Raw genomic sequence first — 23,098 nt, 5'->3', positions numbered from 1 at the left:
ATTGCCTTTCGATGATTCGGAACCCTAATTCCTCTAGCGACTATAGCTTCAAGGGGGTTTTTTCATGATCGCCATCGGCAAGCTGGCCAAGGCCACCGGCGTCAAGGTGCCCACGATCCGCTATTACGAGCAGATCGGCCTTTTGCCCCCGCCCGAGCGCACGGCGGGCAACCAGCGGCTTTACACGCCCAAGGCGCAAGAGCGGCTGGCCTTCATCCGCCATGCCCGCGACCTGGGCTTTCCGCTGGAGGCGATCCGCGAACTGCTGAGCCTGTCGGACCATCCCGGCCAGCCCTGCACCGCCGCCGACCAGATCGCCCGGCGCCAGCTGGCGGCGGTCGAGGCCAGGATCGCCCGGCTGGGCGCGCTGCGCGACGAATTGCAGCGCATGCTGGCGCATTGCGCCTGCGGCACCATCGCCGATTGCCGGGTGATCGAGGTCCTGGGCAACCATGCGCTCTGCGCCCATGACCATGGCGCAGGGGGGCAGGGGCATCCGGCGTGACGCGGGGATGCGGCCGATGGCCTCGGGGCCTCTTCCCCCCGCCGCGCCGAAAGCCTAGATTGCCCCCATGCGCTGGACCTTGCCCAATATCCTGACCGTTCTGCGACTTGCGGCCGCGCCGCTGGTTCCGCTGATGTTCTTCTTCCTCAGCCGGCCATTCGCCGATTTCGCGGCGCTGGCGCTGTTCCTGGTCGCGGCCGTGACCGATTGGTTCGACGGCTACCTGGCCCGCGCCTGGGGCCAGGAAAGCCGCTTCGGCGCCGCCATGGACCCGATCGCCGACAAGGCCATGGTCATCATCGCCGTGGTGGTGATCACCGGCTATTCCGGCATGAACCCCTGGCTGATCCTGCCCGCGACGGTGATCCTGTTCCGCGAGGTCTTCGTTTCGGGCCTGCGCGAATTCCTGGGCGACAAGGCCCGGTTGCTGAAGGTCACGAAGCTTGCCAAGTGGAAGACCACGGCGCAGATGGTGGCCATCGCCGTGCTTTTCCTGGGCACCGGGCTGAACTATTATGAAACCGGCCACCCGCCGCTGGTGGGCGAGACCAGCCTGCCCTGGTCCGACAGCTGGTCGGACCTGGCAACGCAGGCCGGGCTGGCGCTGATCTGGATCGCCGCGGTGCTGACCGCGATCACCGGCTGGGACTATTTCGCCAAGGCCCGGCCCTTCCTGAGGGATGACCATGGCGCTTGACGTGCTGTATTTCGCCTGGCTGCGCGAACGCATCGGCCAGCCGCGCGAGCGGATCGAGACCGGGGCCGCGACCGTGCGCGAGCTGGTTGCCGAGCTTGCCGCCATGGACGAATGGCACGCGGCGGCGCTGGCCGACCTGTCGGCGGTGCGCGTGGCCGTCGACCAGGAACTGGCCGACCTGGACGCGCCGCTGGCGGGGGCGCGCGAGGTTGCCTTCTTCCCGCCGATGACCGGGGGCTGAGATGTCGGCCCGGGTCCAGAGCGCGCCTTTCGACCTGGGCGCCGAACTGGCGGGTTTCGGCGCGGGGTCCGGCGCGGTCGTCACCTTCACCGGCCTGGTGCGCGACGAGGGCGGCCGGCTGGTGGCGCTGGAGATCGAGCATTACCCCGGCATGACCGAGAAGGCGCTGCAAGCCTATGGCGAGGAGGCGGCGCGGCGCTTTGCGCTGGACGACTGGCGCATCCTGCACCGCCATGGCCGGCTGGCGGCGGGCGAGCCGATCATGATGGTCGCCACCGCCGCCCGCCACCGCGTTGCGGCCTTCCAGGCGGCGGAATACCTGATGGACTGGCTGAAATCCCGCGCCCCCTTCTGGAAGCGCGAGATCGGCCCCGACGGCCCCGGCGCCTGGGTCGAGGCCCGTGCCGAGGACGAGGACGCGCTGTCGCGGTGGCAAGGCTGACGTTGCAATCCCGTCCCGCGGCGATCATATAGGGCGCGGACCAGACGACCGGATGACAGCGCGGAGCCCTGCATGACTTACCTGGAGTTCGAAAAGCCCCTTGCCGATCTTGAGGGCAAGGCCGAGGAACTGCGGGCACTGGCCCGAAAGGGCGAAGGCGTCGATCTGGAGAAGGAGGCGGCGGCGCTGGACCGCAAGGCCGAGGAGATGCTGCGCGACCTCTACAAGCAGCTCGATCCCTGGCGCAAGACGCAGGTCGCCCGTCACCCGGAGCGGCCGCATTGCCGCGATTACATCGACGCGCTTTTCACCGAATACACGCCCTTGGCCGGCGACCGCGCCTTTGGCGAGGATCACGCGGTCATGGGCGGGCTCGCGCGGTTCAAGGACCAGCCCTGCGTGGTCATCGGCCATGAAAAGGGCAATGACACCAAGTCGCGCATCTTTCACAATTTCGGCATGGCCCGGCCCGAGGGCTATCGCAAGGCGATCCGGCTGATGGACATGGCCGACCGCTTCCGCCTGCCGGTGATCACCCTGGTCGACACGCCCGGCGCCTATCCCGGCAAGGGTGCCGAGGAACGCGGGCAAAGCGAGGCCATCGCCCGAGCGACCGAGAAATGCCTGCAGATCGGCGTGCCGCTGGTCTCGGTCATCATCGGCGAGGGCGGCTCGGGCGGGGCGGTGGCCTTTGCCACGGCGAACCGCATCGCCATGCTGGAGCATTCGATCTATTCGGTGATCTCGCCCGAGGGCTGCGCCTCGATCCTGTGGAAGGATGCCGAGAAGATGCGCGAGGCGGCGCATGCGCTGAAGCTGACGGCGCAGGATCTGAAGAAGCTGGAGGTGATCGACCGGATCATCGCCGAGCCGGTGGGCGGCGCGCAGCGTGCCCCGGCCGAGACCATTGCGGCGGTGGGCGAGGCGATCGCCGTCATGCTGGGCGAACTGGCCGGCAGGAAGCCCGCCGAACTGGTCAAGGACCGGCGACAGAAATTCCTGGCCATGGGCTCCAAGGCCTTGGGCTGAGCGCCCAGCCGCGCCCGCGCGCGGGTATCTAAGAAACGGAAACAAGGCGTGCGCCGCTGCCCGGCCCGGTTTTGCGGCTGTTTCCGTTTTCCAAGCACCCAAGCGACGCTCCCCAGGGGCGCTGCCGCAGGGATATTTGCGAAACGGTGAAAGCGCGCGATCAGCCGCGGGCGGCGCGGATCGAGTCCTCGAGAATGTCCAGCGCCTCGTCGAAGACCGCGTCGGGGATGGTCAGCGGTGCGAGGAAGCGGATCACGTTGCCATGCACGCCGCAGGTCAGCAGGATCAGCTTGCGGGCGAGCGCCTCTTCGCGGACGCGGTTGGCGAAATCCGGGCTGGGCCTGTCGGTGCCGGCGATGTTGAACTCGACGGCGTTCATGAAGCCGGGGCCGCGGATGTCGACGATTTCCGGCACGGTTTCGGCGATGCCGGCCAGGCGCTGCTTCAGCCGCTGGCCAAGCCGGGTGGCGCGGTCGCAGAGCCCCTCGTCCTCGATCACGTCCAGCACCGCATGGGCGGCGGCGACGGCCAGCGGGTTGCCGGCATAGGTGCCGCCCAGGCCTCCCGGCGCGGGGCTGTCCATGACATCGGCGCGGCCGGTGACGGCGCTGATCGGCAGCCCGCCGCCCAGCCCCTTGGCCATGGTGGTGATGTCGGCGGCGGTGCCGTGGTGTTCCATCGCGAACAGCTTGCCGGTGCGGGCGAAGCCGGTCTGCACCTCGTCGGCGATCAGCAGGATCGAATACTGGTCGCAGATCTGCCGCAGGCGCTGGATGAAGCCCGCCGGCGCCTCGTAGAAGCCGCCCTCGCCCTGCACCGGCTCGACGATGATCGCGGCGACGCGCGAGGGGTCGATATCGGCCTTGAACAGCCGGTCCAGCGCCGCCAGCGCCTCCTCGGCCGTGACGCCGTGCAGCGGGTTGGGGAAGGGCAGGTGCCAGATGTCGTTCATCATCGGCCCGAACCCGGCCTTGTAGGGCTGGACCTTGCCGGTCAGCGACATGCCCAGGAAGGTGCGGCCGTGGAAGCCGCCGGCGAAGGCCACCACCCCGGCGCGGCCGGTATGGTGGCGGGCGATCTTGACCGCATTCTCGACCGCCTCGGCGCCGGTGGTGTAGAAGGCGGTCTTTTTCGGGCCGTCGCCGGGGACGAGCCGGTTCAGCCGCTCGGCCAGGGCGACGTAATTCTCATAGGGCACGACCTGGTGGCAGGTATGGGTGAAGCGGTCGAGCTGGGCCTTGACCGCCTCGACGACCCGCGGGTGGCGGTGGCCGGTATTGACCACGGCGATGCCGGCGGCGAAGTCGATATAGCGGTTGCCGTCCTTGTCCCAGATCTCGGCATTCTCGGCGCGCTCGGCATAGATTTGCGTGGTCATGCCCACCCCGCGCGAGATGGCGGCGTTCCTGCGGTCGGTCAGGCTGGTCATCGGCCCCTCCTCGATGCGATTCGCAGCCGATGCTATACGCGGTCCGGCCATCCGAACAGGGCCGCTTGCGTGCACCACCGCGATGCTTCAGGCTGCGGGCATGTTCCCGATCCGCGACCATAACCCCTCGGCGCGCACGCCCTATGTCACCCATGCGCTGATCCTTCTCAACGTGGCGATGTTCCTGATCACCATGCCCTGGGCGGGCGGGCAGGTCGGGCTGTGGTACCGGTTGGCGCTTTATCCCGCCGCCATCGCGCAAGGCGAGTGGCTGTGGGGGCTGGTGACGCATATGTTCCTGCATGCCGGGATCATGCATATCGCCGGCAACATGCTGTTCCTGTGGGTGTTTGGCGACAATCTGGAGGACCAGATGGGCCGTTTCGGCTTTCTGGCCTTCTATCTTGCCTGCGGGCTGGCGGCGGCGGCGGGGCAGATCGCCGCCGATCCGATGGGCGACATTCCCATGGTCGGCGCCTCGGGGGCCATCGCCGGGGTGATGGGGGGATACCTGCTGATGTTCCCGCGCGCCCGCGTCGACGTGATCGCGATCATCATCGTCATCATCCGCCGCTTTACCATGCCGGCCTGGGTGTTGCTGCTGGCCTGGTTCGGCATCCAGCTTTTGTCGAGCGCCACCGTGGTCGATGACGGCGTGGCCTATGTCGCCCATGCCGCCGGTTTCCTGGCCGGGATCGTGCTGGCGGTGCCGGTCTTCCTGCGCCGGGGCGGGCCGGGCTTCTGGCGCCGCACCCATGGCCGGCCGCCGCATGCCCCGACCTATGCCCCCTCGCGCATCCCGCGGGTGCGGCGCTAGAGCCGGCCGCGGCTCATGTGGCGCTTGCCGGCGAATCCGGGGGTGCGGCTGACCGCAAAGCCCGCCGCCGCCAGCGCCCGGCGCACATGGCCGGCCGCGGTATAGGTCGCGAATGTGCCGCCCGGCGCGGTATGGGCCGCCACCTCGGCCATCAGCGCCTCGCCCCAAAGCTCGGGGTTCTTGGCCGGCGAGAAGCCGTCGAGGAACCAGGCATCGGCGCGGCCGTCCCAGCCGGGCAGCGCCTCGCGGGCATCGGCCTTGATGATCTCGACCGCGACGGTGCCCAGGGTAAAGCGCGGCTGCGGCCAATGGTCGCGCAACTGGCGCGCCAGCGGCGCCAGTTCGGGAAAGGCGGCATGGGCGCGGACCAGTTCGCCCACGCTCATCGGGAAGGCCTCGAAACTGGTAAAGCGGATCGGCACCGTGGCGAGTTGCGCCAGCGCCAGCAGGTTCAGCCCGGTGCCGAAGCCCAGTTCCGCGACATGGAAGCCGGGGCGCAGCCGCTGGGGCAGGTCGTTGCCGGCCAGGAAGACGTGGCGCGTCTCGTCCAGCCCGCCGTTCAGGCTGAAATAGGGATCGTCGAAACGGCGCGAGACGGGGACCGCGCCCTCGCGCCAGTCCAGGTCGGCGCTGCTCTGGTCGGATGGCTGCATTCGCGCTAACTCCTTCTTGCAGGGCAGATGCGGCGAAAGGGACCGGATGGCAAGGGAAATCACGGTGGCGGGCGGCGGCATTTTCGGCCTGGCCTGCGCATGGGAACTGGTGCGGCGCGGCCGCAAGGTGCGCTTGTTCGAGGCGGCGCGGATCGGCGCCGGCGCCTCGGGCGGCCATGTCGGTGCGCTGGCCCCGCATGCGCCCGAGAACTGGAACGACAAGAAGCAGGTGCAGCTGGATGCGCTGATCGAGGCGGCGGATTGGTGGGCCGAAGTCGGAACGGCGGGCGGCGTCGATCCCGGCTATGCCCGCACCGGCCGCATTCAGCCCGTGGCCCAGGGTGCCGAGGCGCGCATGGCCGAGCGGATCAAGGCCGCCCGCGCCTATTGGCCGGAATGGGCGGGGATGGAGCTGACCGACCGGCCGCAGGGGGCGCTGGTCCCGGTCTCGCCCTCGGGGCTGTGGCTGGTGGACCGGCTGACGGCACGGATCAGCCCGCGCCGTGCCGGGGCGGCGCTGGCCGCCGCGATCCGTGCCCAGGGCGGCGAGATCGTCGAGGGCCAGGCCGCGCCGCCGGACGCTCCGGCGATCTGGGCCACCGGGGCGGCGGGGCTGGCACCCTTTGGCGGCAATGGCGTCAAGGGGCAGTCGGCGCTGCTGGCGCTGGACCTGCGCGACCAGCCGCAGGTCTTTGCCGACGGGATCCATGTCATTCCCCATGCCGATGGAACGGTGGCGATCGGCTCGACCACCGAACGCGACGTGCTGGACCGGCGGACGGACGAACAGNGCTGGACCTGCGCGACCAGCCGCAGGTCTTTGCCGACGGGATCCATGTCATTCCCCATGCCGATGGAACGGTGGCGATCGGCTCGACCACCGAACGCGACGTGCTGGACCGGCGGACGGACGAACAGCTCGAGGCGGTGATCGACAAGGCGCGCGCGCTGTGCCCGGCGCTGGCGGATGCCCCGGTGATCGACCGCTGGGCCGGCATCCGGCCCCGCGCCGGGTCGCGCGCGCCCCTGGTCGGGCCCTGGCCGGGGCGACCGGGCCATTACGTCGCCAATGGCGGCTTCAAGATCGGCCTGGCCATGGCGCCGGCCGTCGCCGCGATGCTGGCCGACCTGATGCTGGAGCGCCGCGACCGCATTCCTCCCGGCTTCCGGCCCAAGCTCAGGGCAGGGGGCTGACGCCGATCACCGGCAGGTGCAGATACAGCAGCGCCGCCCAGGCCAGCGCCGCCAGGGCCAGGCGCGGCCAGGTCAGGCGCAGCGCCACGCCCTGCCGCAGGCTGATCGCCAGGCCGAACAGCGCATAGGCCAGCAAGAGCCCGAACAGTACGACATGCGCCAGGTCGCCATTGGCCAGCAGATGCGCCGCGCCCCACAGAACAAATCCGCCCATCAGCCCCGCCATGCCCCCCACGAGCGCCATGGCCACGGCGACCGGCATGGCCAGGTTGACCAGCCAGCGCATCCAGGGTTCCTGCGGCCAGATCTCGACAAAGGGCGCCCGGCCCGCCGCCAGGATCAGCCAGTAAAGCAGCGCCAGAGACAGCAGGCTGTAGCCGGCGATATAGCCGCGCTTGCCCAGGCTTGCGACCAGCGGCCCGCGCAGCCGCGCAGGGATGACATGCGAGCCCAGGAAGGTCGCCAGCGCCAAGGTGAATTCGCCCCATTCCATGCCGAAAGCCTAGCTTCGCGCCCGCGCGACGGCAATCCGCGTTGACGCCGCGCGCCGCTGCGGCATGATGGCGCAAAAAGAGGACCGCATGACCCGCCTTCAGAAAGCTTTCGACGCCATCGACAAGGCCAATGCCGCCGACCCGCATCTCGACCCCGAGGGCCGGCCCGAGGCGCTGCTCTATGGCCAGCGCATGACGGCCGAGCAGCAGGCGCTTTACCCGGACGCCTCCGAGCCCCTGCGCGTTGCCTGCCGCGGCCAGCATGTCGAACGGTGGAAACTGCCGCGCGACGCCTATCCGATGGACCGCGCCGGCTACCTGGCCTGGCGCACCGAACAGGGCCGCCGCCACGCCGCCCGCATCGCCGGCATCATGCGCGAGGCCGGCTATGGCGACGAGGACATCGCTGCCGCCGAGAAGATGCTGACCAAGCAGGGCATCAAGCGCGACGGCGAGGTGCAGGCGCTGGAAGACGTCGCCTGCTTCACCTTCATCCGCTGGTATATGGGGCCCTTCGCCGAAGGCCGCGACCCGGACGAGCTGCAGCGCATCGTGGAAAAGACCGCGCGCAAGATGTCGGCCATGGCCCGTGCCCGGGCGCTGGAGGCATTCGCCATCCCCGAGCCCTTTGCCGCCGCCTTCCGTGCGTAACGTCCTCATCGTCGCCCATGGCCAGCCCGGCGACCCCGCTCCGCAGCAACGGGCCATCGAGGCGCTGGCCGCCCGTGTCGCGCCGCTGGTGCCGCAGGCCTGCGTCCGGGGCGCGACGCTGGCCATGCCCGGCGCGCTGGATCGGGCCGATGACGAAACGCTGATCTATCCGCTGTTCATGGCGACGGGCTGGTTCACTCGCAGCGAATTGCCCCGCCGCCTGGCACTGGCCGGCGCGCCCAAGGCTCGCATCCTGCCGCCCTTCGGCAGCGACCCCGGCCTGCCTGCGCTTTGCCTCGCCCTGATCGCCCAGGCGGCCGAGACGCAGGGCTGGCCCCTTGCTGGAACCCGGCTGCTGGTCGCCGCCCACGGCTCCGGCCGCTCGCGCGCGCCCTCCGAGGCGGCGCGCCGGATCGCCGCCGGCCTCGCCCCGTATGCCGCCGCCGCGACCTGCGGCTTCATCGAGGAAGCCCCCTTCATCGCCGATGCCGCGCGCGACCTGCCCGAACGCGCGATCTGCCTGCCGCTCTTTGCCACCCAGGCCGAGCACGTCACCGACGACCTGCCCGCGGCGCTTTCCCAGGCCGGCTTCCAGGGCCTCGTCCTGCCCCCGGTGGGCCTTGCCCCGCAAGTCCCGGCGATGATTGCCGAAAGCATCAAGGCCGCCCTGTCCAAGCGGCCCTGATCTTCTTCGTTCCCCAAATACCCTTGCGACCGCGCCACCGGCACGGCGCAAAAGCCGGGGGTCACATCGCCGCCAGCTGCGCCAGGGCCGCGCGGATGCGGGCCAGATCGTCCTCCAGCGCGGCAAGCTTCTCGCGCGTCTCCTCGATCACCTCGGGCTCGGCATTCTCGACAAAGCGCGGGTTGCCCAGCCGCCCGCGCAGGCCCGAGGCATCCTTCTCGGCCTTCCCCGCCGCCTTTTCCAGCCGTGCCGTTTCGGCCGTCACGTCGATCATCTCGCCGACCGGCAGCGCGAAGCTCGCCCCCAGTGCCGCGACCGAGATCATGCCCGGCCCCATGGCGCCCTCGGCAGGCGCGTTCACCCGTGCCAGCCGCTCGATCAGCGGCGCGTTGGCGGCCAGTGCCGCCCGCGCCGCATCGTCGGCCTCGGTCACGATCAGGTCGGGACGGGCGCCGGCCGGCACGCCGATCTGGGCGCGGGCCGAGCGGATGGCCTCGATGAGCTGGATCACCCAGTTCATCTGCCGGTCGGCCTCGGCGTCGATCAGCTCGGGCCCGTATTCCGGCCAGTCGCCATGCACCAGCATCCGCTGGCGATCCCCGGTCAGCGCCCAAAGCTCCTCGGTGACGAAGGGCATGATCGGGTGCAGCATCGTGTAGCACTGGTCCAGCACCCAGCCCATGGTGGCCCGGGTTTCCTCGCCATATTCGCCGTCGAACAGGGGCTTGGAGAACTCGACATACCAGTCGCAGACCTTGCCCCAGACGAAGGCGTAAAGCCCGGTCGCGGCGTCGTTGAAGCGGAACGTTTCCAGCGCCTCGTCGGTGGCCTGCCGGATGCGGGCGACCTCGCCGATGATCCAGCGATTCACCACATGCCGCGGCTGGGGCCGCGCCACGCCGCCGCGCACGCCGTTCATCTCGGCAAAGCGGGTGGCGTTCCAGATCTTGGTGACGAAATTGCGGTTCGCCTCGACATGCTTCGGCCCCAGCTTGGGGTCGCGGCCCATGGCGGCCATGCTGGTCAGGGTAAAGCGCAGCGCGTCGGCGCCGTATTCGTCGATCAGGGTCAGCGGGTCGATGACGTTGCCTTTCGACTTCGACATCTTGGCGCCCTTTTCGTCGCGCACCAGCCCATGCACATAGACGGTGCGGAACGGCACCTGCCCGACCACGGCCAGCTGCATCATCATCATCCGGGCCACCCAGAAGAAGATGATGTCGAAGCCGGTCACCAGCACCGAGGTCGGGAAATACCTGCGCAGCTCGGCCGTATCCTCGGGCCAGCCCAGCGTGCCGATGGGCCAGAGCCCCGAGGAAAACCAGGTGTCCAGCACATCCGGGTCGCGCCAGACCGGATAGACCAGCTTCGTCGGGTCCTGGGTCAGGTTGTAATCGGCCAGCCCCTGGGCGAAGGCATCCACCGCCGCCTCGCGGTCGGCGACCTCGACCACCCGGGCCATTTCCAGCGGCACCGGCAGTTCGGCGATGGCATCGCGGAACTTCTCGACCACCTCGGCAAAGCTCGGGGCGGCGTGGTGGATCTCGTCGCGATGCACCAGGCCTTCTTCCAGCAGGGCGAAGATCTCGACCTCGTCCAGCACGCCGTCATGGTCGTCCTCGACCTGGCCTTCCAGCCGCAGGTCGAGCCCGTACCAGACCGGGATCTGGTGGCCCCACCACAGCTGGCGGCTGATGGTCCAGGGCTCGATATTCTCCAGCCAGTGGAAATAGACCTTTTCATGCTGCTCGGGCAGGATGCGGGTCTGGCCCGAGCGCACCGCCTCCAGCGCCGGGCCGACGATCTTTGCGGTGTCCACGAACCACTGGTCGGTCAGCATCGGCTCGATGACCACGCCCGAGCGGTCGCCGAAGGGCTGCATGATCGGCTTGGCATCGACCAGCGGCCGGCGCTCCAGATGCTCGGCGCCGGTCTCCTTGTCGATGGACTTGTGCAGATAGGTGACGGCCAGCCCTTCCTCGGTGATCGCCTCGACCACCCGCGCCCGCGCCTCGTAGCGGTCGAGGCCGCGCAATTCCTCGGGCACCAGGTTCACGTTCGAGACGTCGCCCACGTCCTCGCCCCGTGCCGCGCGGGTGGCGATCTCGGCGCTTTCCTCGTAGCTCAGCCCGTCGGCGCGCATCTGGCCCTTGCCGTCCATCAGCGCGTAAAGCGGGATGCCGTTGCGCATGGCGACGGCATAGTCGTTGAAGTCGTGCGCGCCGGTGATCTTGACCGCGCCCGAGCCGAAATCCGGGTCGGGATATTCGTCGGTGATGATCGGAATCAGGCGGCGGTGTTCCTTGGGTCCGACCGGGATCTCGCAAAGCTTGCCGACGATGGGGGCATAGCGGGCGTCGTCCGGATGCACCGCGACCGCGCCGTCGCCCAGCATGGTTTCGGGCCGGGTGGTGGCGATGCTGATATAGTCCCGCATCTCGCGCAGGGTGACGTTGCCGTCGGCGTCGCGTTCCACGTATTCATAGGTCTCGCCGCCGGCCAGCGGATATTTGAAATGCCACATATGGCCGGGAACCTCGCGGTTCTCGACCTCGAGGTCGGAAATCGCGGTCTCGAAATGCGGATCCCAGTTGACCAGCCGCTTGCCGCGATAGATCAGGCCCTTCTCATACATGTCCACGAAGACCTTGATGACGGCATCGTGGAAATTGCCTTCCTCGCCCGCGGGGGCGCCGGGGGCGCCGGACATGGTGAAGGCATTGCGCGACCAGTCGCAGGAAGCGCCCAGGCGCTTCAGCTGCTCGACGATGGTATGGCCGGATTCCTGCTTCCAGGCCCAGACCTTCTGCAGGAAGGCTTCGCGCCCGATCTCGCGGCGGTTGGGTTCCTGCCGCTCGGCCATGCGGCGTTCGACCACCATCTGCGTGGCGATGCCGGCATGGTCCTGGCCCGGCTGCCAGAGCGTGTCAAAGCCGCGCATCCGGTGCCACCGCACCAGGATGTCCTGCAGCGTGTTGTTCAGCGCGTGGCCGATATGCAGGCTGCCGGTCACGTTCGGGGGCGGGATCACCACCGAGAAGCTTTCCGCCCCCGGCTTCGCATTGGCGCCCGCGGCGAAGGCATTGCTTGCCGCCCATTCCCGCGCGATCCGCGCCTCGGCGGTTCCGGCGTCGAAATTCTTGTCCATGGCCATGTCGCTTACCCCTCGAATCGAAAAGGGGATAGCGAAACCACGGCGAAAGGCCAAGAGGCGCTAGAGAAACCGCGCCGCGATCCCGTCCTTGAACGGGAACCAGCCATAGAAGGGCCGCGCGCCCTCGATCACTCGCTGGACCGAGGGCCGCGTCACCAGCCGCTCGAAATACCCGGTCAGGCGCGGATGATCCGCGAAGGGATGGATGGCGCCGGCATAGAACAGCGCCGGCATGGCGGCGCAATCGGCCAGGCCGAAGCCGCCCGCGATCCAGTCGCGCCCGTCCAGATGGCGGTCGAGCGCGGCATAGGCCAGGTCCAGCTTGCCGCGGGCGAAGGGCGCGACCCGTTCCTCGGCCCCCTCGGCCATGAAGATGCGGGCATCGACGATCTGCTGCATCATCTGCATGACCTGGAAATCCAGGAAGCGGTCCCATTGCCGCGCCGGCAGCGAGGCGTCGGGGTCGGGGTCCAGCAGGCGCTGCGGTCCGGGATGGTGCCGGTCCAGCCATTCGATCATCAGCGAGCTTTGCGACAGCACCAGATCGCCCTCGCGCAGCGCCGGCATCCGGCCCATCGGCTCGACCGACCGCATCAGCGCCCGGTCGCCCTCGTCGCCCAGGTCGATATGGCGAAACTCGAAATCCGTCCCCAGTTCGTAAAGTGCGATCAGCACCTTCTGCGTATAGGAGGACAGCGGGTGGCCATAGAGCGTCAGCATCACGCGGCCTGCGCGAAATGCGCGACCTGCGCGGCATGGGCGCGCCGGAAGGCCGGGCGGGCGGTGATGCGGTTCATGTAGGCGGAAAGCACCGGATGGACCGCCAGTTCGCCCACGCTGTCCACCACGCGCAGCACATCGGCCAGCAGCAGGTCGGCAATGGTGAAGCGGCCGGCGGCGATGAAGTCCCGCCCTTCCAGCACCGGGACCAGTTGCCCCAGACGCTCGTGCAGGCGCGGCAGGGCCAGTTCCTCGGCCCTTGCATCCTGGTCGAAGATCCGCGCCAGCACCATGGCCATCACCGCCGGTTCAAGGCTGTTGAGCGCGGCGATCAGCCATTGCTGCGTTTCGGCCCGCGCGGCGGCCTCGCGCGGCATCAGCGCCTCGGAGCGTTCGCCCAAGTAAAGCAGGATCGCGCCGCTCTCGAACAGCGACAGTTCGCCGTCGCGCAGGATCGGCACCTGCCCGAAGGGCTGGCGGGCGAAATGCTGCGGGGTCTTTTCGCGTACGCTGGTGGTTTCGATCTGATAGGGCAGGCCGGCTTCCTCGCAGGCCCAGCGGATGCGCAGGTCGCGGACATAGCCGACCGCAAAGGGCGGCACCCAGTCGTAGGTCGTAATCGCATATGTCATGGCTTACTCCTGCCGGGCGAACTCGGCGTCGATTTCGATGGTGATCGGATCGGTGAAGAATTCGTTCATGCCATGGGCCTGCGGGTCGATATCGGTCCGGGCATGCAGCCCGATCAGGTCGCGGATGATCGGGTTGCCGGATTCGTCGCCGGTATAGCCCTTGCCCGCGCCGATCAGCGTCACCTCGAATGTCGCGGGCTGGGTCTTGCCCAGCAGCGTCAGCTGGCCCGAGACCGTGCCCTTGGTCGGGCTCTCCGCGCTGAAGCTGTCGGCGATGAAGCGTGCGGTGGGGTTCGTCGCGCTGTCCAGATAGTCCGGGCCGGTCAGGATCTCGGTAAAGCCCGCGACCGGGGTCATGATCGAGGCGATCTCGACCTCGGCTTCCAGCCGGCTTTGCGCCGGGTCGTCCGGGTTCCAGTCGAGCTGGCCCGAGACGGTGCCGAAGCGGAAGACGCTGACCGAAAAGCCCATATGCGGCACGCGGGCCTGCACCGCCGAATGCGTCGGGTCCAGGCGATAGGCCCCGGCGGCTGCGGCGTGATAGTCCTGCTGGCCGCGGGGGATGCTCTCCGGCGTCACCTCCTGGGCCGCAGCGGGTGCGGCCCAGAGGGCGAGCGCGATCAGGGATGCGCGGATCATGACATTTCGTCCTTGGGCCCGACCACGGCGAAATGCGCGCCCTGCGGGTCGCGCGCCACCGCGATGAAGGCCGGACCCGGCACCTCCATCGGCCCGTGCAGCACCTCGCCGCCCCCCTCGCGGATGCGGGCGATGGCGGCATCGACGCCGTTCACGCCGAAATAGGGCAGCCAGCACGGCACCGGCGCATTGCCCAGCCCCATCATGCCGCCGATATCGGTGCCCTGCCAGGCGAATAGCTGGTAGGTGCCCATCTCGCCCATGTCCATGGCGGTGGACTTGGTCCAGCCGAACAGCTCGGCATAGAAGTCGAAGCCCGCGCCGGGATCGGTGGACATCAGCTCGATCCAGTTGCCGTGGCTTTCCTTGCCCTGGTTCCAGGCCCCGGATTCGACCGGAGGCTGCGGGTCCATCGGCGCCGGTTGCAGGATGCCGAAGGTGGCGCCCTGCGGGTCGGTAACGACGGCATAGCGACCGGTACCGGGAATGTCGGCCGGCTCGCGGAACACCGAGCCGCCCAGGGCCTTGATCTTGGCCGCGGTGGCATCGGCATCGTCCACGTCGAAATAGACCATCCAAAAGGGCGGCACCTCGGCGCAATCCTCGGGCATTTCCATCAGCCCGGCGACCATGTCGCCGCCATGGCTGGCCAGGCGATAGGTAAAGCCTTCCATCCCCGAGTCCGCGATGGTCCAGCCGAAGACCTTGCCATAGAAGCTTTCGGCCGCGTCGAGCCCGCCCCTGGCGGCGGAGAGCTCGAACCAGCAGGGTTTGCCGTGATACATGGCTGCCCCCTCAGGCTTTCTCGTCCACGATGGGCTCGAAGCCGCCCCACATCATCCGCATGCCGTCGAAGGGCATCTCGGGCGGCCCCTGCATCTCGGGGTCGGCCATCATCTTTTCAAAGCCCGCATCCGCGGTCGCCTTGTCCGGCCATTCGATCCAGGAAAACACCACGGTCTCGTCGTCCTTGGCCTGGGTGGACATGTAGAAATCGTTGACCTTGCCGCGGGGCACGTCCACGCCCCAGGCCTCTACCATGCGCAGCGCGCCATAGCGCTTGAACATGGACCAGGCCCCCTGGGCCATGTCGATGTATTTCTGCTTGTTCGCCGTCGGAACCGGCAGCAGGAAACCGGAGTAGTAGGTCATCTCTCTTCCTCCTCATCGGGCGCAAGATGCGCCAATGAGTCGCAGGTTGGCAGTTGCAGTATTAAAAAGCAACTGTTAATATTGAAACATGACTAACACTGGCAAGATCTCGCGACTGCGCTACGAGGAAGGGTGCCTTGGCGCCCATGCGTTGAATTTCATCGGCGACCGCTGGGCGCTGCTGGTGGTGCGCGAACTGATGTTCGCACCCAAGCGGTTCCAGATGATCCGCGCCGGGCTGCCCGGCGTCACGGCCAGCGTGCTGACCCAGCGCCTGAACCAGCTGGTGCAGGCGGGGGTGGTGGCGCATGACGATGTGCTGGGGGTCTATGCGCTGACCGAGGCCGGCCGGGCGCTGCATCCGCTGCTGCGCGAGCTGTGCCGCTGGGCGCTGGTGATGCCGGGGCACGATCCGCGCAAATTCATCAGCATTTCCGCGCTGATGATCTCGATCTCGGCCACGGTGGACAGCGCGGCTGCTGCCGGATCACCGCTGCGCGCCGGCTTCGTCTCGGGCAAGGAGGGGTTCGAGGTCGCGCTTTCGGCGGACGGGTTGCCGCTGGTCCGGGCGGCGCGGGTGCCGGCGGCGGATTTCGTGCTGGAGGGTTCGGGCAATGCGCTGGCGGCGGCGGTCTATGGGCCGGGGCCGGTGGCGCTGGCCTCGGCCGGGCTGATCGGGCTGCGCGGCGACCGCAGCGCCGCGCAGCAGTTCACGGCGCTGTTCCGCCTGGCGCCTCAGACCAGTTCCAGCAGCGATTCGCCCGAGGAAACCGAGCAGGCGCTGGGCGCTTCTTCGACCTGAAGCTCTTCGATCGTGCCGTCGTTGACCAGCATGGCATAGCGTTTCGAGCGGCCGTTGATCCAGCCTGCACCCTGGATGTTCATCCCCAGCGCCTTGGTGAAGCTGCCGTCGGCATCGGCCAGCACCTCGATTCCGGCATCGGTCGCGCCGGTATCCGCGGCCCATTTGCCGGCCACGAAGGGGTCGTTCACCGTGATGCAGACCAGGCGCGAGACGCCCTTGTCGCGGAAATTGCCGGCGCTTTTCACGAAGCTGGGCATATGGGCGTTGGTGCAGGTCGGCGTATAGGCGCCCGGCACGGCAAAGATCGCCACGAGGCCCTGGGCCAGGTCGGCGGCGGCCACTTCCTCGGGGCCATTGGCGCCCAGTTTCAGCAGCTTGCCTTCGGGCAGCTTGTCGCCTTTTGCGATGGACATGCGCGGTTCCTCCGTCAATTGCATCGTTCCGGGCGCAACTATAGGCTCTGCGCCGCGGGCAAACCAGCGAGGGCGAAGAATGAACATCGTGATCCTTGGCGCGGGGCAGGCGGCGGCCTCTCTGGCGGCGAAACTGCGCGCGCTGGGGCATGGGGGCGGCATCGCCCTCATCGGCGACGAGCCGGCTGCCCCCTATCAGCGCCCGCCCTTGTCCAAGGCCTATCTGCTGGGCGAGATGGGGCTGGACCGGCTGACGCTGCGCGCCCCGGACTGGTGGGACGAACAGGGCATCGCCCTGCACCTGGGCGAGCGTGCGGTCCGGATCGACCGCGCCCGCCGCGTGGTGGCGACGGAGCGCGGCGAATATCCCTATGACCAGCTTGCCCTGACTTTGGGCGCGAGTCCGCGCCGCCTGCCGGCCGCGATGGGCGGCGACCTGCCCGGCGTGCATGTGGTGCGCAACCTGGCCGACATCGCGGGCCTCAGGCCGGCGCTGGTGGCCGGGCGCCGTCTGGTGGTGATCGGCGGCGGCTATATCGGGCTGGAGGCCGCAGCGGTGGCCCGCAAGCTGGGGCTGGAGGTCGCGCTGGTCGAGGCGGCGCCGCGCATCCTGGGCCGTGTCGCCGCGCCCGAGACCGCGGACATGATCCGCGCCCTGCACCGCGCCCATGGCGTCGAGATCGTCGAGGGCACCGGCATTGCCCGTATCACCGGCGACACGGCTGCCGATGGGGTGGAACTGGCCGACGGCCGCCGCCTGCCGGCCGATCTGGTGATCTGCGGCATCGGCATCGCGCCCGAAACCGCGCTGGCCGAGGCGGCGGGGCTGGCCATCGACAACGGCATCGCCGTGGATGCGCTTGGCCGCAGCTCGGACCCGTCGATCTGGGCGGCGGGCGATTGCGCCAGCTTTCCGGCAGCGGGGGGGCGGCTGCGGCTGGAAAGCGTCGGCAATGCCATCGACATGGCCGAGGCGGTGGCGGCGAACATGCTGGGCGCCGATGCCCCCTATGTGCCCAAGCCCTGGTTCTGGTCGGACCAGTTCGATGCGAAACTGCAGATCGCCGGGCTGAACCTGGGTTGCGACCGGGTGGTGACGCGGCCGGCGGCGAATGGCGGCTCGGTCTGGTATTTCAGGGGCGGCCGGCTGATCGCCGTGGACGCGCTGAACGATGCCCGCGCCTATATGATCGGCAAGCGGCTGATCGAGGCCGGCCGCTCGCCCGAGCCCGAGGCGGTGGCCGAGGCCACCGAGCTGAAGGCGCTGATGGCATGAGAATCGTCGGCGGCACCCTGCGCGGGCTGAAACTGGCCGAGATCGGGGCCGGCGATCCGGCGGCGCATCTGCGCCCGACCACCGACCGGGTGCGCGAGTCGGTCTTCAACCTGCTGATCAACGGCACGCATGGCAATCCGATCCCCGGTGCGCGGGTCTTGGACCTGTTCGCCGGCACCGGCGCGCTGGGGCTGGAAGCATTGTCGCGCGGTGCCGCCCGCGTGGCCTTCGTCGATGACGGCGTGGCGGCGCGGGCGCTGTTGCGCGCCAATATCGACAAGGCCCGCGCCATGGGCGTGACCGATGTCTGGCGCCGCGACGCGACAAGGCTGGGCGAGAATCGCGGCGCGCCCTATGGGCTGGTCTTCCTGGACCCGCCCTATGGCAAGGGCCTGGGCGAGCGGGCGCTGGAATCGGCGCTGGCCGGCGGCTGGATCGCGCCGGGCGGCATGGTGGTCTGGGAGGAATCGGCCCCGCCCGGCCCGGTCGCCGGACTGGAACGCATCGATCAGCGCAAATACGGCGACACGATTGTCACATTGTTGCGCAGGGGACACGATCAGGCGGCGCGATCCAGCTTGGTGGACAGGTGAATCAGGCTCTCGCTGGAGCGGACGCCGGTCAAACCGCCGATCTGATCCAGCACATCGTCAAGCTGGCTGGTCGATATGGCGGCCAGTTGCAGCAAAAGATCGACACGGCCGCTGGTGGTATGGATGCGCTCGACCTCGGGCAGGCTGCGCAGCCGGGCCAGGATCGCCGCCTGGGCGCGCGGCTCGATGGTCAGCAGGCAGGTGGCGCGGATGCGATGCTCGCGCGCGGAATCGCCCAGCCGCAGCGTGTAACCCGCGATGGCGCCCGAGGTTTCCAGCCGCTCCAGCCGCGCCTGCACGGTGGACCGCGCCACCTTGAGCCGCCGCGCCAGAACCGCCACGGACATGCGTGCGTCCTGCGCCAGATGGGCCAGAATCCCGCGATCAAGTTCGTCCACCCGCCCACCTGTCGATTTGCCGAAGCTTTCGGCATATTAACGAAGTCGCGGCCCATTTCCACCCTTTTCATTGCAGCAATCGGAACCCATAGGGCGCAGACTTGTTTGCACCCCCACACGCGCACAGGAAGGACATGCCGATGGGACTGACCGAGGGCCGCGGCCCCAAGACCGTCTGGAACAATCCCGCCGAGATCATCCGCAGGCTGGCGCCGGAAAATCCGGTGATGGTCTTTGCCCCCTCGGTCCTGAGCGCCACCGCCCAGCGGTTCCTGCAGGGCTTTCCCGGCCTCGTCACCTATGCGGTCAAGTCGAACCCGGACGAGGCGGTGATCCGCACGCTTTCGGCGGCCGGGATCAAGGGCTTCGACGTGGCCTCGCCCTATGAGATCGACCTGATCGGCCGGCTGGCCCCGGATGCGGCGCGCCATTACCACAACCCCGTGCGTTCGCAGGCCGAGATCGCCCATGCCGTCGAGGCGGGGATCAAGGCCTGGTCGGTGGACAGCCGCTCGGAGCTGGACAAGCTTTTCGCCCGCGTGCCGGCCGAGCATTGCGAGATCTCGCCGCGCTTCAAGCTGCCGGTGCTGGGCGCGGCCTATGATTTCGGCTCGAAGTTCGGCGCCACGCCGGAACTGGCGGCGGAGCTGCTGCGCGCGGTGGCGGAGCGCGGCTATATCCCCTCGCTGACCTTCCATCCGGGCACGCAATGCGTCGATCCGCATGCCTGGGAAAGCTATATCACCACCGCGGTCGAGATCTGCGCCATGGCCGGCGTCAGGGCGCGGCGGCTGAACGTGGGCGGCGGCTTCCCCTCGCATCGCGTGACCGGGGTCGAGCCGGACCTGGCCGCGATCTTCGGTCTGATCCGCCGCGTGACCGACGAGGCCTTCGGCGCCGATGCGCCGCAGCTGGTCTGCGAGCCCGGCCGCGGGCTTTGCGCCGACGCCTTTTCGCTGATCACCCGCGTCAAGGCGGTGCGCGACGGCCAGAACGTGTTCCTGAACGACGGCGTCTATGGCGGGCTGTTCGAACTGCCCATCGTCGGCAATCTCGACCGGCTGCAGGTGCTGACGCCCGAGGGCACGGCGCGCGAGGAAGAGCCGATGCCGCGCATCATCTTCGGCCCGACCTGCGATTCGGTGGACCGGCTGCCGGGCGAGCTGTCCCTGCCGGCCAATATCCAGGAGGGCGACTATGTCATCTTCCACGGTGCCGGCGCCTATTCGACCGTCACCAACACCCGCTTCAATGGGTTCGGGTTGATGGCACACCTGACCGTGAACGCGCTTGAATAGGGATTAATCGACGCTTCGCGTTTCCATGCTAGCGTCGGACCATGGAATCATCCCGCCCGCCGATATGCCAGGTTGTCCTGATGGATGGCACCTTCGCCTCGCTGACCGAGGGGCGAAGGTCGTCCATCGCCCGCATCCACGCCCTGCTGTCGGGCGAATGCGGGGCGCTGCCGGTGCCGCTTGCGGTGCATTACGCCCCCGGCCAGCAATGGGAGGCCTGGCGCACCTTGCCGGAACTGGCCATGGGCTCGGCGCTGGAGCGGCATATCTGCGGTGCCTATGCCTGGCTTGCCCGCGAATGGCGGCCGGGCAATCCCTTGTTCTTCTTTGGATATTCCCGTGGCGCCTTTGCCGCGCGCTCGCTTGCCGGCATGATCGGGCGGGTGGGGTTGCTGACCCATGCCCATGCCACGCGCCGCAACGTCCAGCAGGCCTGGCAGCTTTACCGGCAGGGCCGCGACCGCATGGTCGGCCGGCTGGATCCCGCGCTGTGCCACCCGGTCGTGCCGATCCGCATGATCGGGGTCTTTGACACGGTGATGGCGCTGGGGATCCGGTTGCCGCTTTTGTGGATGCTGACCGAGCCGCGCTTTCGCTTTCACGACGCGCATCTGGGCGCGCATGTCGAGCGCGGCGTGCAGGCGCTGGCGCTGGACGAGACGCGGGCGGCCTTCCAGCCGCTGATCTGGGACAGCGCCTCGGCCCCCGGCCGGATCGAGCAGATGTGGTTTCGCGGCTGCCACCCGGATGTGGGTGGCCAGCTTTCGGGGCTGGAATATGCCCGGCCGCTGGCCAATATCCCGCTGGTCTGGATGATGTCGCGGGCCGAGGCCTTTGGCCTGCCGCTGCCGGATGGCTGGCGTGCGCATTTCGCCTGCGACGCCACCGCGCCCTCGGTCGGGTCGTGGCGCAACTGGGGCAAGGCCTTCCTGGCGCGCGCGCCGCGCCTTGCCGGGGCCGATCCGTCCGAGATGCTGCACCCTTCCGTGCCGCGGCCCTATACCGGCCCGGCGCTGCTGGCCGGGGCGCTGGCCGAGGCCGCGCCGCCGCGCCCGCATCGCCGGCTGGTCCGGGCCAGGCCCAAGGCAAAGGATGCGGCGGCCCGGCCGGCGACGGCGCCGCAGCCGGAAATCGCCACGCCGGCGGGGCAGGGGCCGGACGGCTGATGCCGCGCGGCGGCGCCCCATGCGTCCGTCCCGGTTCAGGCCACGCGCGAAAATTCGCCCTTGGGCTCGATCCCCAGCGCGGCGCAGACCTTCAGCACCAGATCGGGCTTGTTCAGCGTGTAGAAATGCAGCCTGTCCACGCCGCCTTCGACCAGCCGCTCGCACAGCTTGACGCAGGTCTCCAGCGCCAGCTGCGCCTCGCCCTCCTTGCCGGCGGCGGCGAAGGCGTCCTCGGCCCATTGCGGGACCGAGGTGCCGCAGCGTTCGGCAAAGCGGCGGGTGCCGGCCCAGCTTTGGATCGGCAGGATGCCGGGAATGATCGGTGCCGCGATCCCCGCCGCCTGGCAGGCGTCGCGAAAGCGGAAATAGGTCTCGGCGTCAAAGAAGAACTGCGTCATCGCCGAAGTCGCGCCGGCATCGACCTTGCGCTTGAGCCAGGCCACGTCGGCGGCGGTGTCGGGGCTTTCGGGATGCGGCTCGGGATAGGCGCCGCAGCGGATGGTCATGTCGCCGCGCGCCGCGATGGCCTCGATCAGTTCGACCGAATTGGCGAAACCCTCGGGATGCGGGGTGAAGCGGTCCTGTCCCTGCGGCGCATCGCCGCGCAGCGCCACGATCTCATGCACGCCGGCGGCGGCGTAATCCTGGACGATTTGCAGCGTCTCCTCGCGCGTGGCATCGACGCAGGTCAGGTGCGCGGCGACGTTCAGCCCGTAATGGCTGGCCAGCGCCGTCACCGCCTCATGCGTCAGCTGCCGGGTGGTGCCGCCCGCGCCATAGGTGACCGAGACGAAATCCGGCCCCAGGGGCGCCAGCGCCCGCGCCGTCTCCCACAGCCGGAAGGACTGGTCCAGGTTCCGGGGCGGAAAGAACTCGAAGCTGATCGCGGGTGTCGTCATGATGCCATCCTTTTGTCGCAGGCCTTGTGACACGCGTCGCGACGTGAGACAAATTCATAATCCTCAAGATCGTCATGAGTTCCAGTCAAGATGCACCTTGAACTTCGCCATTTGCGCAGCCTGCGCGCCATCCATGAACAGGGCGGCCTGGCCCGTGCGGCCGAGGTGCTGAACCTGACGCAATCGGCACTGTCGCATCAGATCAAGGCGCTGGAGGAACAGGCCGGGGTCGAGCTTTTCCTGCGCAAGACCAAGCCCTTGCGACTGTCGGCAGCGGGAATGCGGCTTTTGCGCACGGCCGAGCAGGTCTTGCCGCTGATCGACGCGGCCGAGGCCGAGTTCCGCGCCGTCGAACTGGGCCGCGCCGGGCGGCTGCATGTGGCCATGGAATGCCATCACTGCTTCGACTGGCTCTTGCCGGTGCTGGACCAGTTCCGCCGCGCCTGGCCCGAGGTCGACCTGGACATCCGCTCCAGCCTGGCGCTGAAGGCGCTGCCGGCCTTGCAGCGGGGGCAGGTGGACATGGTGATCTCCTCCGATCCCGAGGAGATTTCCGGCATCACCTTCCAGCCGCTCTTCGACTATGCGCCGACCATGGTCGTGGCCGCCGGCCATCCGCTTGCCGCCAAGGGCTATGCCGAGCCGGCCGACCTGGCGGGCGAGACGCTGATCACCTATCCGATGGAGCGGGCGCGGCTGGACGTTTTCTCGCAATTCCTGGACCCGGCCGGGGTCGAGCCGGCCCATGTCCGCCAGGTCGAGCAGCCCGCCATTGCGCTGATGCTGATCGCATCGGGACGCGGCGTGGCGGTGATGCCCGATTGGGTGCTGCGCGCCCAGGCCGGCAATCCCGAACTGGCGCTGCTGCCCCTGGGCCGCCAGGGCACGCTGCGCCGGCTTTACGCCGCGCTGCGGACCGAGGATCTGCAACAGCCCTATATGGCGCATGTGCTGCGCCTGGCCCGGACCGAGCCGGTCAGGATGATGCGCGCCCTGGCGCAAGGCTAGGGGCGGTCGCGCCCCCGATCATGGTCAAAATGGCACCCGTTCAGCCGGATCCCGAGGCGCCTTTCCGGCTTGGCCTTGGCCGCAGGGGTCGCGGGCCAGGCCGCAAGC

26 protein-coding genes and 2 pseudogenes are annotated in these 23,098 nt (G+C 68.8%); 16 read left to right on the top strand and 12 right to left on the bottom strand.

Annotation, left to right across the window (positions count from 1 at the left end; all coding sequences use genetic code 11):
* The first annotated feature begins 64 nt into the window (after positions 1-64).
* The 5 genes from ACDP63_RS12655 to ACDP63_RS12635 all read left to right on the top strand — a co-directional run bounded on the left by ACDP63_RS12655 (position 65) and on the right by ACDP63_RS12635 (position 2,914).
* Positions 65-505: a MerR family transcriptional regulator gene (locus ACDP63_RS12655; protein ID WP_024843538.1), complete on the top strand. Its 441-nt coding sequence runs from the start codon at positions 65-67 to the stop codon at positions 503-505.
* Between the two features lie 67 nt (positions 506-572).
* Complete coding sequence (gene pgsA / locus ACDP63_RS12650) at positions 573-1,202, top strand: CDP-diacylglycerol--glycerol-3-phosphate 3-phosphatidyltransferase (RefSeq protein WP_024843539.1); 630 nt, start codon at positions 573-575, stop codon at positions 1,200-1,202.
* Entirely contained in the window at positions 1,192-1,443 is a 252-nt protein-coding gene (gene moaD / locus ACDP63_RS12645) for a molybdopterin converting factor subunit 1 (RefSeq protein ID WP_024843540.1), read from the top strand. The genes pgsA and moaD overlap by 11 nt, the downstream gene beginning before the upstream one ends.
* A gap of 1 nt (position 1,444) precedes the next feature.
* Positions 1,445-1,885: a molybdenum cofactor biosynthesis protein MoaE gene (locus tag ACDP63_RS12640; protein ID WP_024843541.1), complete on the top strand. Its 441-nt coding sequence runs from the start codon at positions 1,445-1,447 to the stop codon at positions 1,883-1,885.
* Between the two features lie 72 nt (positions 1,886-1,957).
* A complete protein-coding gene (locus ACDP63_RS12635) occupies positions 1,958-2,914 on the top strand; it encodes an acetyl-CoA carboxylase carboxyltransferase subunit alpha (protein WP_024843542.1) in 957 nt (318 codons plus the stop codon).
* Positions 2,915-3,074: 160 nt separating this feature from the next.
* Here the strand turns inward: ACDP63_RS12635 and ACDP63_RS12630 are convergent, their stop codons facing one another.
* Positions 3,075-4,343, bottom strand: a complete 1,269-nt coding sequence (locus tag ACDP63_RS12630; RefSeq protein ID WP_024843543.1) for a 4-aminobutyrate--2-oxoglutarate transaminase — start codon at positions 4,341-4,343, stop codon at positions 3,075-3,077.
* A gap of 100 nt (positions 4,344-4,443) precedes the next feature.
* Here ACDP63_RS12630 and ACDP63_RS12625 point away from each other — a divergent pair, with 100 nt between their 5' ends.
* Positions 4,444-5,160, top strand: coding sequence for a rhomboid family intramembrane serine protease (locus tag ACDP63_RS12625; protein ID WP_024843544.1), 717 nt, complete (start codon positions 4,444-4,446; stop codon positions 5,158-5,160).
* On the opposite strand, the gene mnmD is transcribed toward ACDP63_RS12625, so the two are convergent.
* The gene (gene mnmD, locus ACDP63_RS12620; RefSeq protein ID WP_024843545.1) at positions 5,157-5,813 is read right to left on the bottom strand and encodes a tRNA (5-methylaminomethyl-2-thiouridine)(34)-methyltransferase MnmD; all 657 of its coding nucleotides are present in this window, start codon (positions 5,811-5,813) and stop codon (positions 5,157-5,159) included. The genes ACDP63_RS12625 and mnmD overlap by 4 nt on opposite strands.
* A gap of 46 nt (positions 5,814-5,859) precedes the next feature.
* On the opposite strand from mnmD, the pseudogene ACDP63_RS12615 reads away from it, so the two are divergent.
* A pseudogene (locus ACDP63_RS12615) lies at positions 5,860-6,582 on the top strand (NAD(P)/FAD-dependent oxidoreductase); the annotation flags it as partial.
* Positions 6,583-6,623: 41 nt separating this feature from the next.
* Positions 6,624-7,007, top strand: a pseudogene (locus ACDP63_RS12610) (NAD(P)/FAD-dependent oxidoreductase); the annotation flags it as partial.
* Here ACDP63_RS12610 and ACDP63_RS12605 read toward each other — a convergent pair.
* Positions 6,991-7,500, bottom strand: coding sequence for an NnrU family protein (locus tag ACDP63_RS12605; protein ID WP_024843547.1), 510 nt, complete (start codon positions 7,498-7,500; stop codon positions 6,991-6,993). The pseudogene ACDP63_RS12610 and the gene ACDP63_RS12605 overlap by 17 nt on opposite strands.
* 88 nt (positions 7,501-7,588) lie before the next feature.
* Between ACDP63_RS12605 and ACDP63_RS12600 the strand changes: the two genes are divergently transcribed.
* Together ACDP63_RS12600 and ACDP63_RS12595 are read left to right on the top strand one after the other, a co-directional pair.
* Positions 7,589-8,152: a DUF4202 domain-containing protein gene (locus ACDP63_RS12600; RefSeq protein WP_024843548.1), complete on the top strand. Its 564-nt coding sequence runs from the start codon at positions 7,589-7,591 to the stop codon at positions 8,150-8,152.
* Positions 8,145-8,837 carry a sirohydrochlorin chelatase gene (locus ACDP63_RS12595; protein WP_024843549.1) on the top strand — a complete coding sequence of 231 codons (693 nt, stop codon included), beginning with the start codon at positions 8,145-8,147 and terminating at the stop codon, positions 8,835-8,837. The genes ACDP63_RS12600 and ACDP63_RS12595 overlap by 8 nt, the downstream gene beginning before the upstream one ends.
* Positions 8,838-8,898: 61 nt before the next feature.
* Here the strand turns inward: ACDP63_RS12595 and ACDP63_RS12590 are convergent, their stop codons facing one another.
* The 6 genes from ACDP63_RS12590 to ACDP63_RS12565 are packed head-to-tail and all read right to left on the bottom strand — an operon-like array spanning position 8,899 to position 15,134.
* The gene (locus ACDP63_RS12590; RefSeq protein ID WP_024843550.1) at positions 8,899-11,991 is read right to left on the bottom strand and encodes a valine--tRNA ligase; all 3,093 of its coding nucleotides are present in this window, start codon (positions 11,989-11,991) and stop codon (positions 8,899-8,901) included.
* Between the two features lie 60 nt (positions 11,992-12,051).
* The gene (locus tag ACDP63_RS12585) at positions 12,052-12,711 is read right to left on the bottom strand and encodes a glutathione S-transferase family protein (protein WP_051419523.1); all 660 of its coding nucleotides are present in this window, start codon (positions 12,709-12,711) and stop codon (positions 12,052-12,054) included.
* Complete coding sequence (locus tag ACDP63_RS12580) at positions 12,711-13,343, bottom strand: glutathione S-transferase family protein (RefSeq protein WP_024843552.1); 633 nt, start codon at positions 13,341-13,343, stop codon at positions 12,711-12,713. Before ACDP63_RS12580 ends, ACDP63_RS12585 begins: the two co-directional genes overlap by 1 nt.
* Positions 13,344-13,346: 3 nt before the next feature.
* Positions 13,347-13,982, bottom strand: a complete 636-nt coding sequence (locus ACDP63_RS12575) for a YceI family protein (protein ID WP_024843553.1) — start codon at positions 13,980-13,982, stop codon at positions 13,347-13,349.
* Complete coding sequence (locus ACDP63_RS12570) at positions 13,979-14,767, bottom strand: VOC family protein (RefSeq protein ID WP_024843554.1); 789 nt, start codon at positions 14,765-14,767, stop codon at positions 13,979-13,981. Before ACDP63_RS12570 ends, ACDP63_RS12575 begins: the two co-directional genes overlap by 4 nt.
* 10 nt (positions 14,768-14,777) lie before the next feature.
* Positions 14,778-15,134: a DUF1428 domain-containing protein gene (locus tag ACDP63_RS12565; protein ID WP_024843555.1), complete on the bottom strand. Its 357-nt coding sequence runs from the start codon at positions 15,132-15,134 to the stop codon at positions 14,778-14,780.
* Between the two features lie 88 nt (positions 15,135-15,222).
* Between ACDP63_RS12565 and ACDP63_RS12560 the strand changes: the two genes are divergently transcribed.
* Entirely contained in the window at positions 15,223-15,936 is a 714-nt protein-coding gene (locus ACDP63_RS12560) for a winged helix-turn-helix transcriptional regulator (protein ID WP_024843556.1), read from the top strand.
* On the opposite strand, the gene ACDP63_RS12555 is transcribed toward ACDP63_RS12560, so the two are convergent.
* Positions 15,870-16,352, bottom strand: coding sequence for a peroxiredoxin (locus ACDP63_RS12555; protein WP_024843557.1), 483 nt, complete (start codon positions 16,350-16,352; stop codon positions 15,870-15,872). The genes ACDP63_RS12560 and ACDP63_RS12555 overlap by 67 nt on opposite strands.
* A 79-nt stretch (positions 16,353-16,431) precedes the next feature.
* Between ACDP63_RS12555 and ACDP63_RS12550 the strand changes: the two genes are divergently transcribed.
* Positions 16,432-17,628, top strand: a complete 1,197-nt coding sequence (locus ACDP63_RS12550) for an NAD(P)/FAD-dependent oxidoreductase (RefSeq protein WP_409928099.1) — start codon at positions 16,432-16,434, stop codon at positions 17,626-17,628.
* On the top strand, positions 17,625-18,221 hold the full coding sequence (gene rsmD / locus ACDP63_RS12545; RefSeq protein WP_024843559.1) for a 16S rRNA (guanine(966)-N(2))-methyltransferase RsmD: 597 nt from the start codon (positions 17,625-17,627) through the stop codon (positions 18,219-18,221). Before ACDP63_RS12550 ends, rsmD begins: the two co-directional genes overlap by 4 nt.
* On the opposite strand, the gene ACDP63_RS12540 is transcribed toward rsmD, so the two are convergent.
* Positions 18,188-18,619: an Lrp/AsnC family transcriptional regulator gene (locus ACDP63_RS12540; RefSeq protein ID WP_024843560.1), complete on the bottom strand. Its 432-nt coding sequence runs from the start codon at positions 18,617-18,619 to the stop codon at positions 18,188-18,190. The genes rsmD and ACDP63_RS12540 overlap by 34 nt on opposite strands.
* Before the next feature lie 140 nt (positions 18,620-18,759).
* On the opposite strand from ACDP63_RS12540, the gene ACDP63_RS12535 reads away from it, so the two are divergent.
* Both ACDP63_RS12535 and ACDP63_RS12530 read left to right on the top strand, forming a co-directional pair.
* The gene (locus ACDP63_RS12535) at positions 18,760-19,917 is read left to right on the top strand and encodes a type III PLP-dependent enzyme (protein ID WP_024843561.1); all 1,158 of its coding nucleotides are present in this window, start codon (positions 18,760-18,762) and stop codon (positions 19,915-19,917) included.
* An 80-nt stretch (positions 19,918-19,997) separates the two neighbouring features.
* Positions 19,998-21,083 (top strand): DUF2235 domain-containing protein, encoded by a 1,086-nt coding sequence (locus ACDP63_RS12530; protein WP_024843562.1) that lies wholly within the window; start codon positions 19,998-20,000, stop codon positions 21,081-21,083.
* A gap of 35 nt (positions 21,084-21,118) precedes the next feature.
* Here the strand turns inward: ACDP63_RS12530 and metF are convergent, their stop codons facing one another.
* Entirely contained in the window at positions 21,119-21,982 is an 864-nt protein-coding gene (gene metF / locus ACDP63_RS12525; protein ID WP_024843563.1) for a methylenetetrahydrofolate reductase [NAD(P)H], read from the bottom strand.
* 90 nt (positions 21,983-22,072) lie between these two features.
* Between metF and ACDP63_RS12520 the strand changes: the two genes are divergently transcribed.
* The gene (locus ACDP63_RS12520) at positions 22,073-22,990 is read left to right on the top strand and encodes a LysR family transcriptional regulator (RefSeq protein WP_024843564.1); all 918 of its coding nucleotides are present in this window, start codon (positions 22,073-22,075) and stop codon (positions 22,988-22,990) included.
* The last annotated feature ends 108 nt before the right edge of the window (positions 22,991-23,098 follow it).

This window comes from Paracoccus sp. P2 (assembly GCF_046335115.1).
GTDB lineage: Bacteria > Pseudomonadota > Alphaproteobacteria > Rhodobacterales > Rhodobacteraceae > Paracoccus > Paracoccus pantotrophus.
Note: the sequence above shows the minus strand (reverse complement) of the source record. Positions and strands in the feature narration are given on the sequence as shown.

Coding starts and splice junctions, on each gene's coding strand:
- ACDP63_RS12520 (WP_024843564.1), top strand. CDS start 22,073: ATGCACCTTGAACTTCGCCATTTGCGCAGCCTGCGCGCCATCCATGAA.
- ACDP63_RS12575 (WP_024843553.1), bottom strand. CDS start 13,982: ATGATCCGCGCATCCCTGATCGCGCTCGCCCTCTGGGCCGCACCCGCT.
- ACDP63_RS12560 (WP_024843556.1), top strand. CDS start 15,223: ATGACTAACACTGGCAAGATCTCGCGACTGCGCTACGAGGAAGGGTGC.
- ACDP63_RS12600 (WP_024843548.1), top strand. CDS start 7,589: ATGACCCGCCTTCAGAAAGCTTTCGACGCCATCGACAAGGCCAATGCC.
- ACDP63_RS12635 (WP_024843542.1), top strand. CDS start 1,958: ATGACTTACCTGGAGTTCGAAAAGCCCCTTGCCGATCTTGAGGGCAAG.
- ACDP63_RS12585 (WP_051419523.1), bottom strand. CDS start 12,711: ATGCTGACGCTCTATGGCCACCCGCTGTCCTCCTATACGCAGAAGGTG.
- ACDP63_RS12640 (WP_024843541.1), top strand. CDS start 1,445: ATGTCGGCCCGGGTCCAGAGCGCGCCTTTCGACCTGGGCGCCGAACTG.
- mnmD (WP_024843545.1), bottom strand. CDS start 5,813: ATGCAGCCATCCGACCAGAGCAGCGCCGACCTGGACTGGCGCGAGGGC.
- ACDP63_RS12530 (WP_024843562.1), top strand. CDS start 19,998: ATGGATGGCACCTTCGCCTCGCTGACCGAGGGGCGAAGGTCGTCCATC.
- metF (WP_024843563.1), bottom strand. CDS start 21,982: ATGACGACACCCGCGATCAGCTTCGAGTTCTTTCCGCCCCGGAACCTG.
- rsmD (WP_024843559.1), top strand. CDS start 17,625: ATGAGAATCGTCGGCGGCACCCTGCGCGGGCTGAAACTGGCCGAGATC.
- ACDP63_RS12625 (WP_024843544.1), top strand. CDS start 4,444: ATGTTCCCGATCCGCGACCATAACCCCTCGGCGCGCACGCCCTATGTC.
- pgsA (WP_024843539.1), top strand. CDS start 573: ATGCGCTGGACCTTGCCCAATATCCTGACCGTTCTGCGACTTGCGGCC.
- ACDP63_RS12550 (WP_409928099.1), top strand. CDS start 16,432: ATGAACATCGTGATCCTTGGCGCGGGGCAGGCGGCGGCCTCTCTGGCG.
- ACDP63_RS12655 (WP_024843538.1), top strand. CDS start 65: ATGATCGCCATCGGCAAGCTGGCCAAGGCCACCGGCGTCAAGGTGCCC.
- moaD (WP_024843540.1), top strand. CDS start 1,192: ATGGCGCTTGACGTGCTGTATTTCGCCTGGCTGCGCGAACGCATCGGC.
- ACDP63_RS12555 (WP_024843557.1), bottom strand. CDS start 16,352: ATGTCCATCGCAAAAGGCGACAAGCTGCCCGAAGGCAAGCTGCTGAAA.
- ACDP63_RS12570 (WP_024843554.1), bottom strand. CDS start 14,767: ATGTATCACGGCAAACCCTGCTGGTTCGAGCTCTCCGCCGCCAGGGGC.
- ACDP63_RS12535 (WP_024843561.1), top strand. CDS start 18,760: ATGGGACTGACCGAGGGCCGCGGCCCCAAGACCGTCTGGAACAATCCC.
- ACDP63_RS12565 (WP_024843555.1), bottom strand. CDS start 15,134: ATGACCTACTACTCCGGTTTCCTGCTGCCGGTTCCGACGGCGAACAAG.
- ACDP63_RS12630 (WP_024843543.1), bottom strand. CDS start 4,343: ATGACCAGCCTGACCGACCGCAGGAACGCCGCCATCTCGCGCGGGGTG.
- ACDP63_RS12590 (WP_024843550.1), bottom strand. CDS start 11,991: ATGGCCATGGACAAGAATTTCGACGCCGGAACCGCCGAGGCGCGGATC.
- ACDP63_RS12580 (WP_024843552.1), bottom strand. CDS start 13,343: ATGACATATGCGATTACGACCTACGACTGGGTGCCGCCCTTTGCGGTC.
- ACDP63_RS12605 (WP_024843547.1), bottom strand. CDS start 7,500: ATGGAATGGGGCGAATTCACCTTGGCGCTGGCGACCTTCCTGGGCTCG.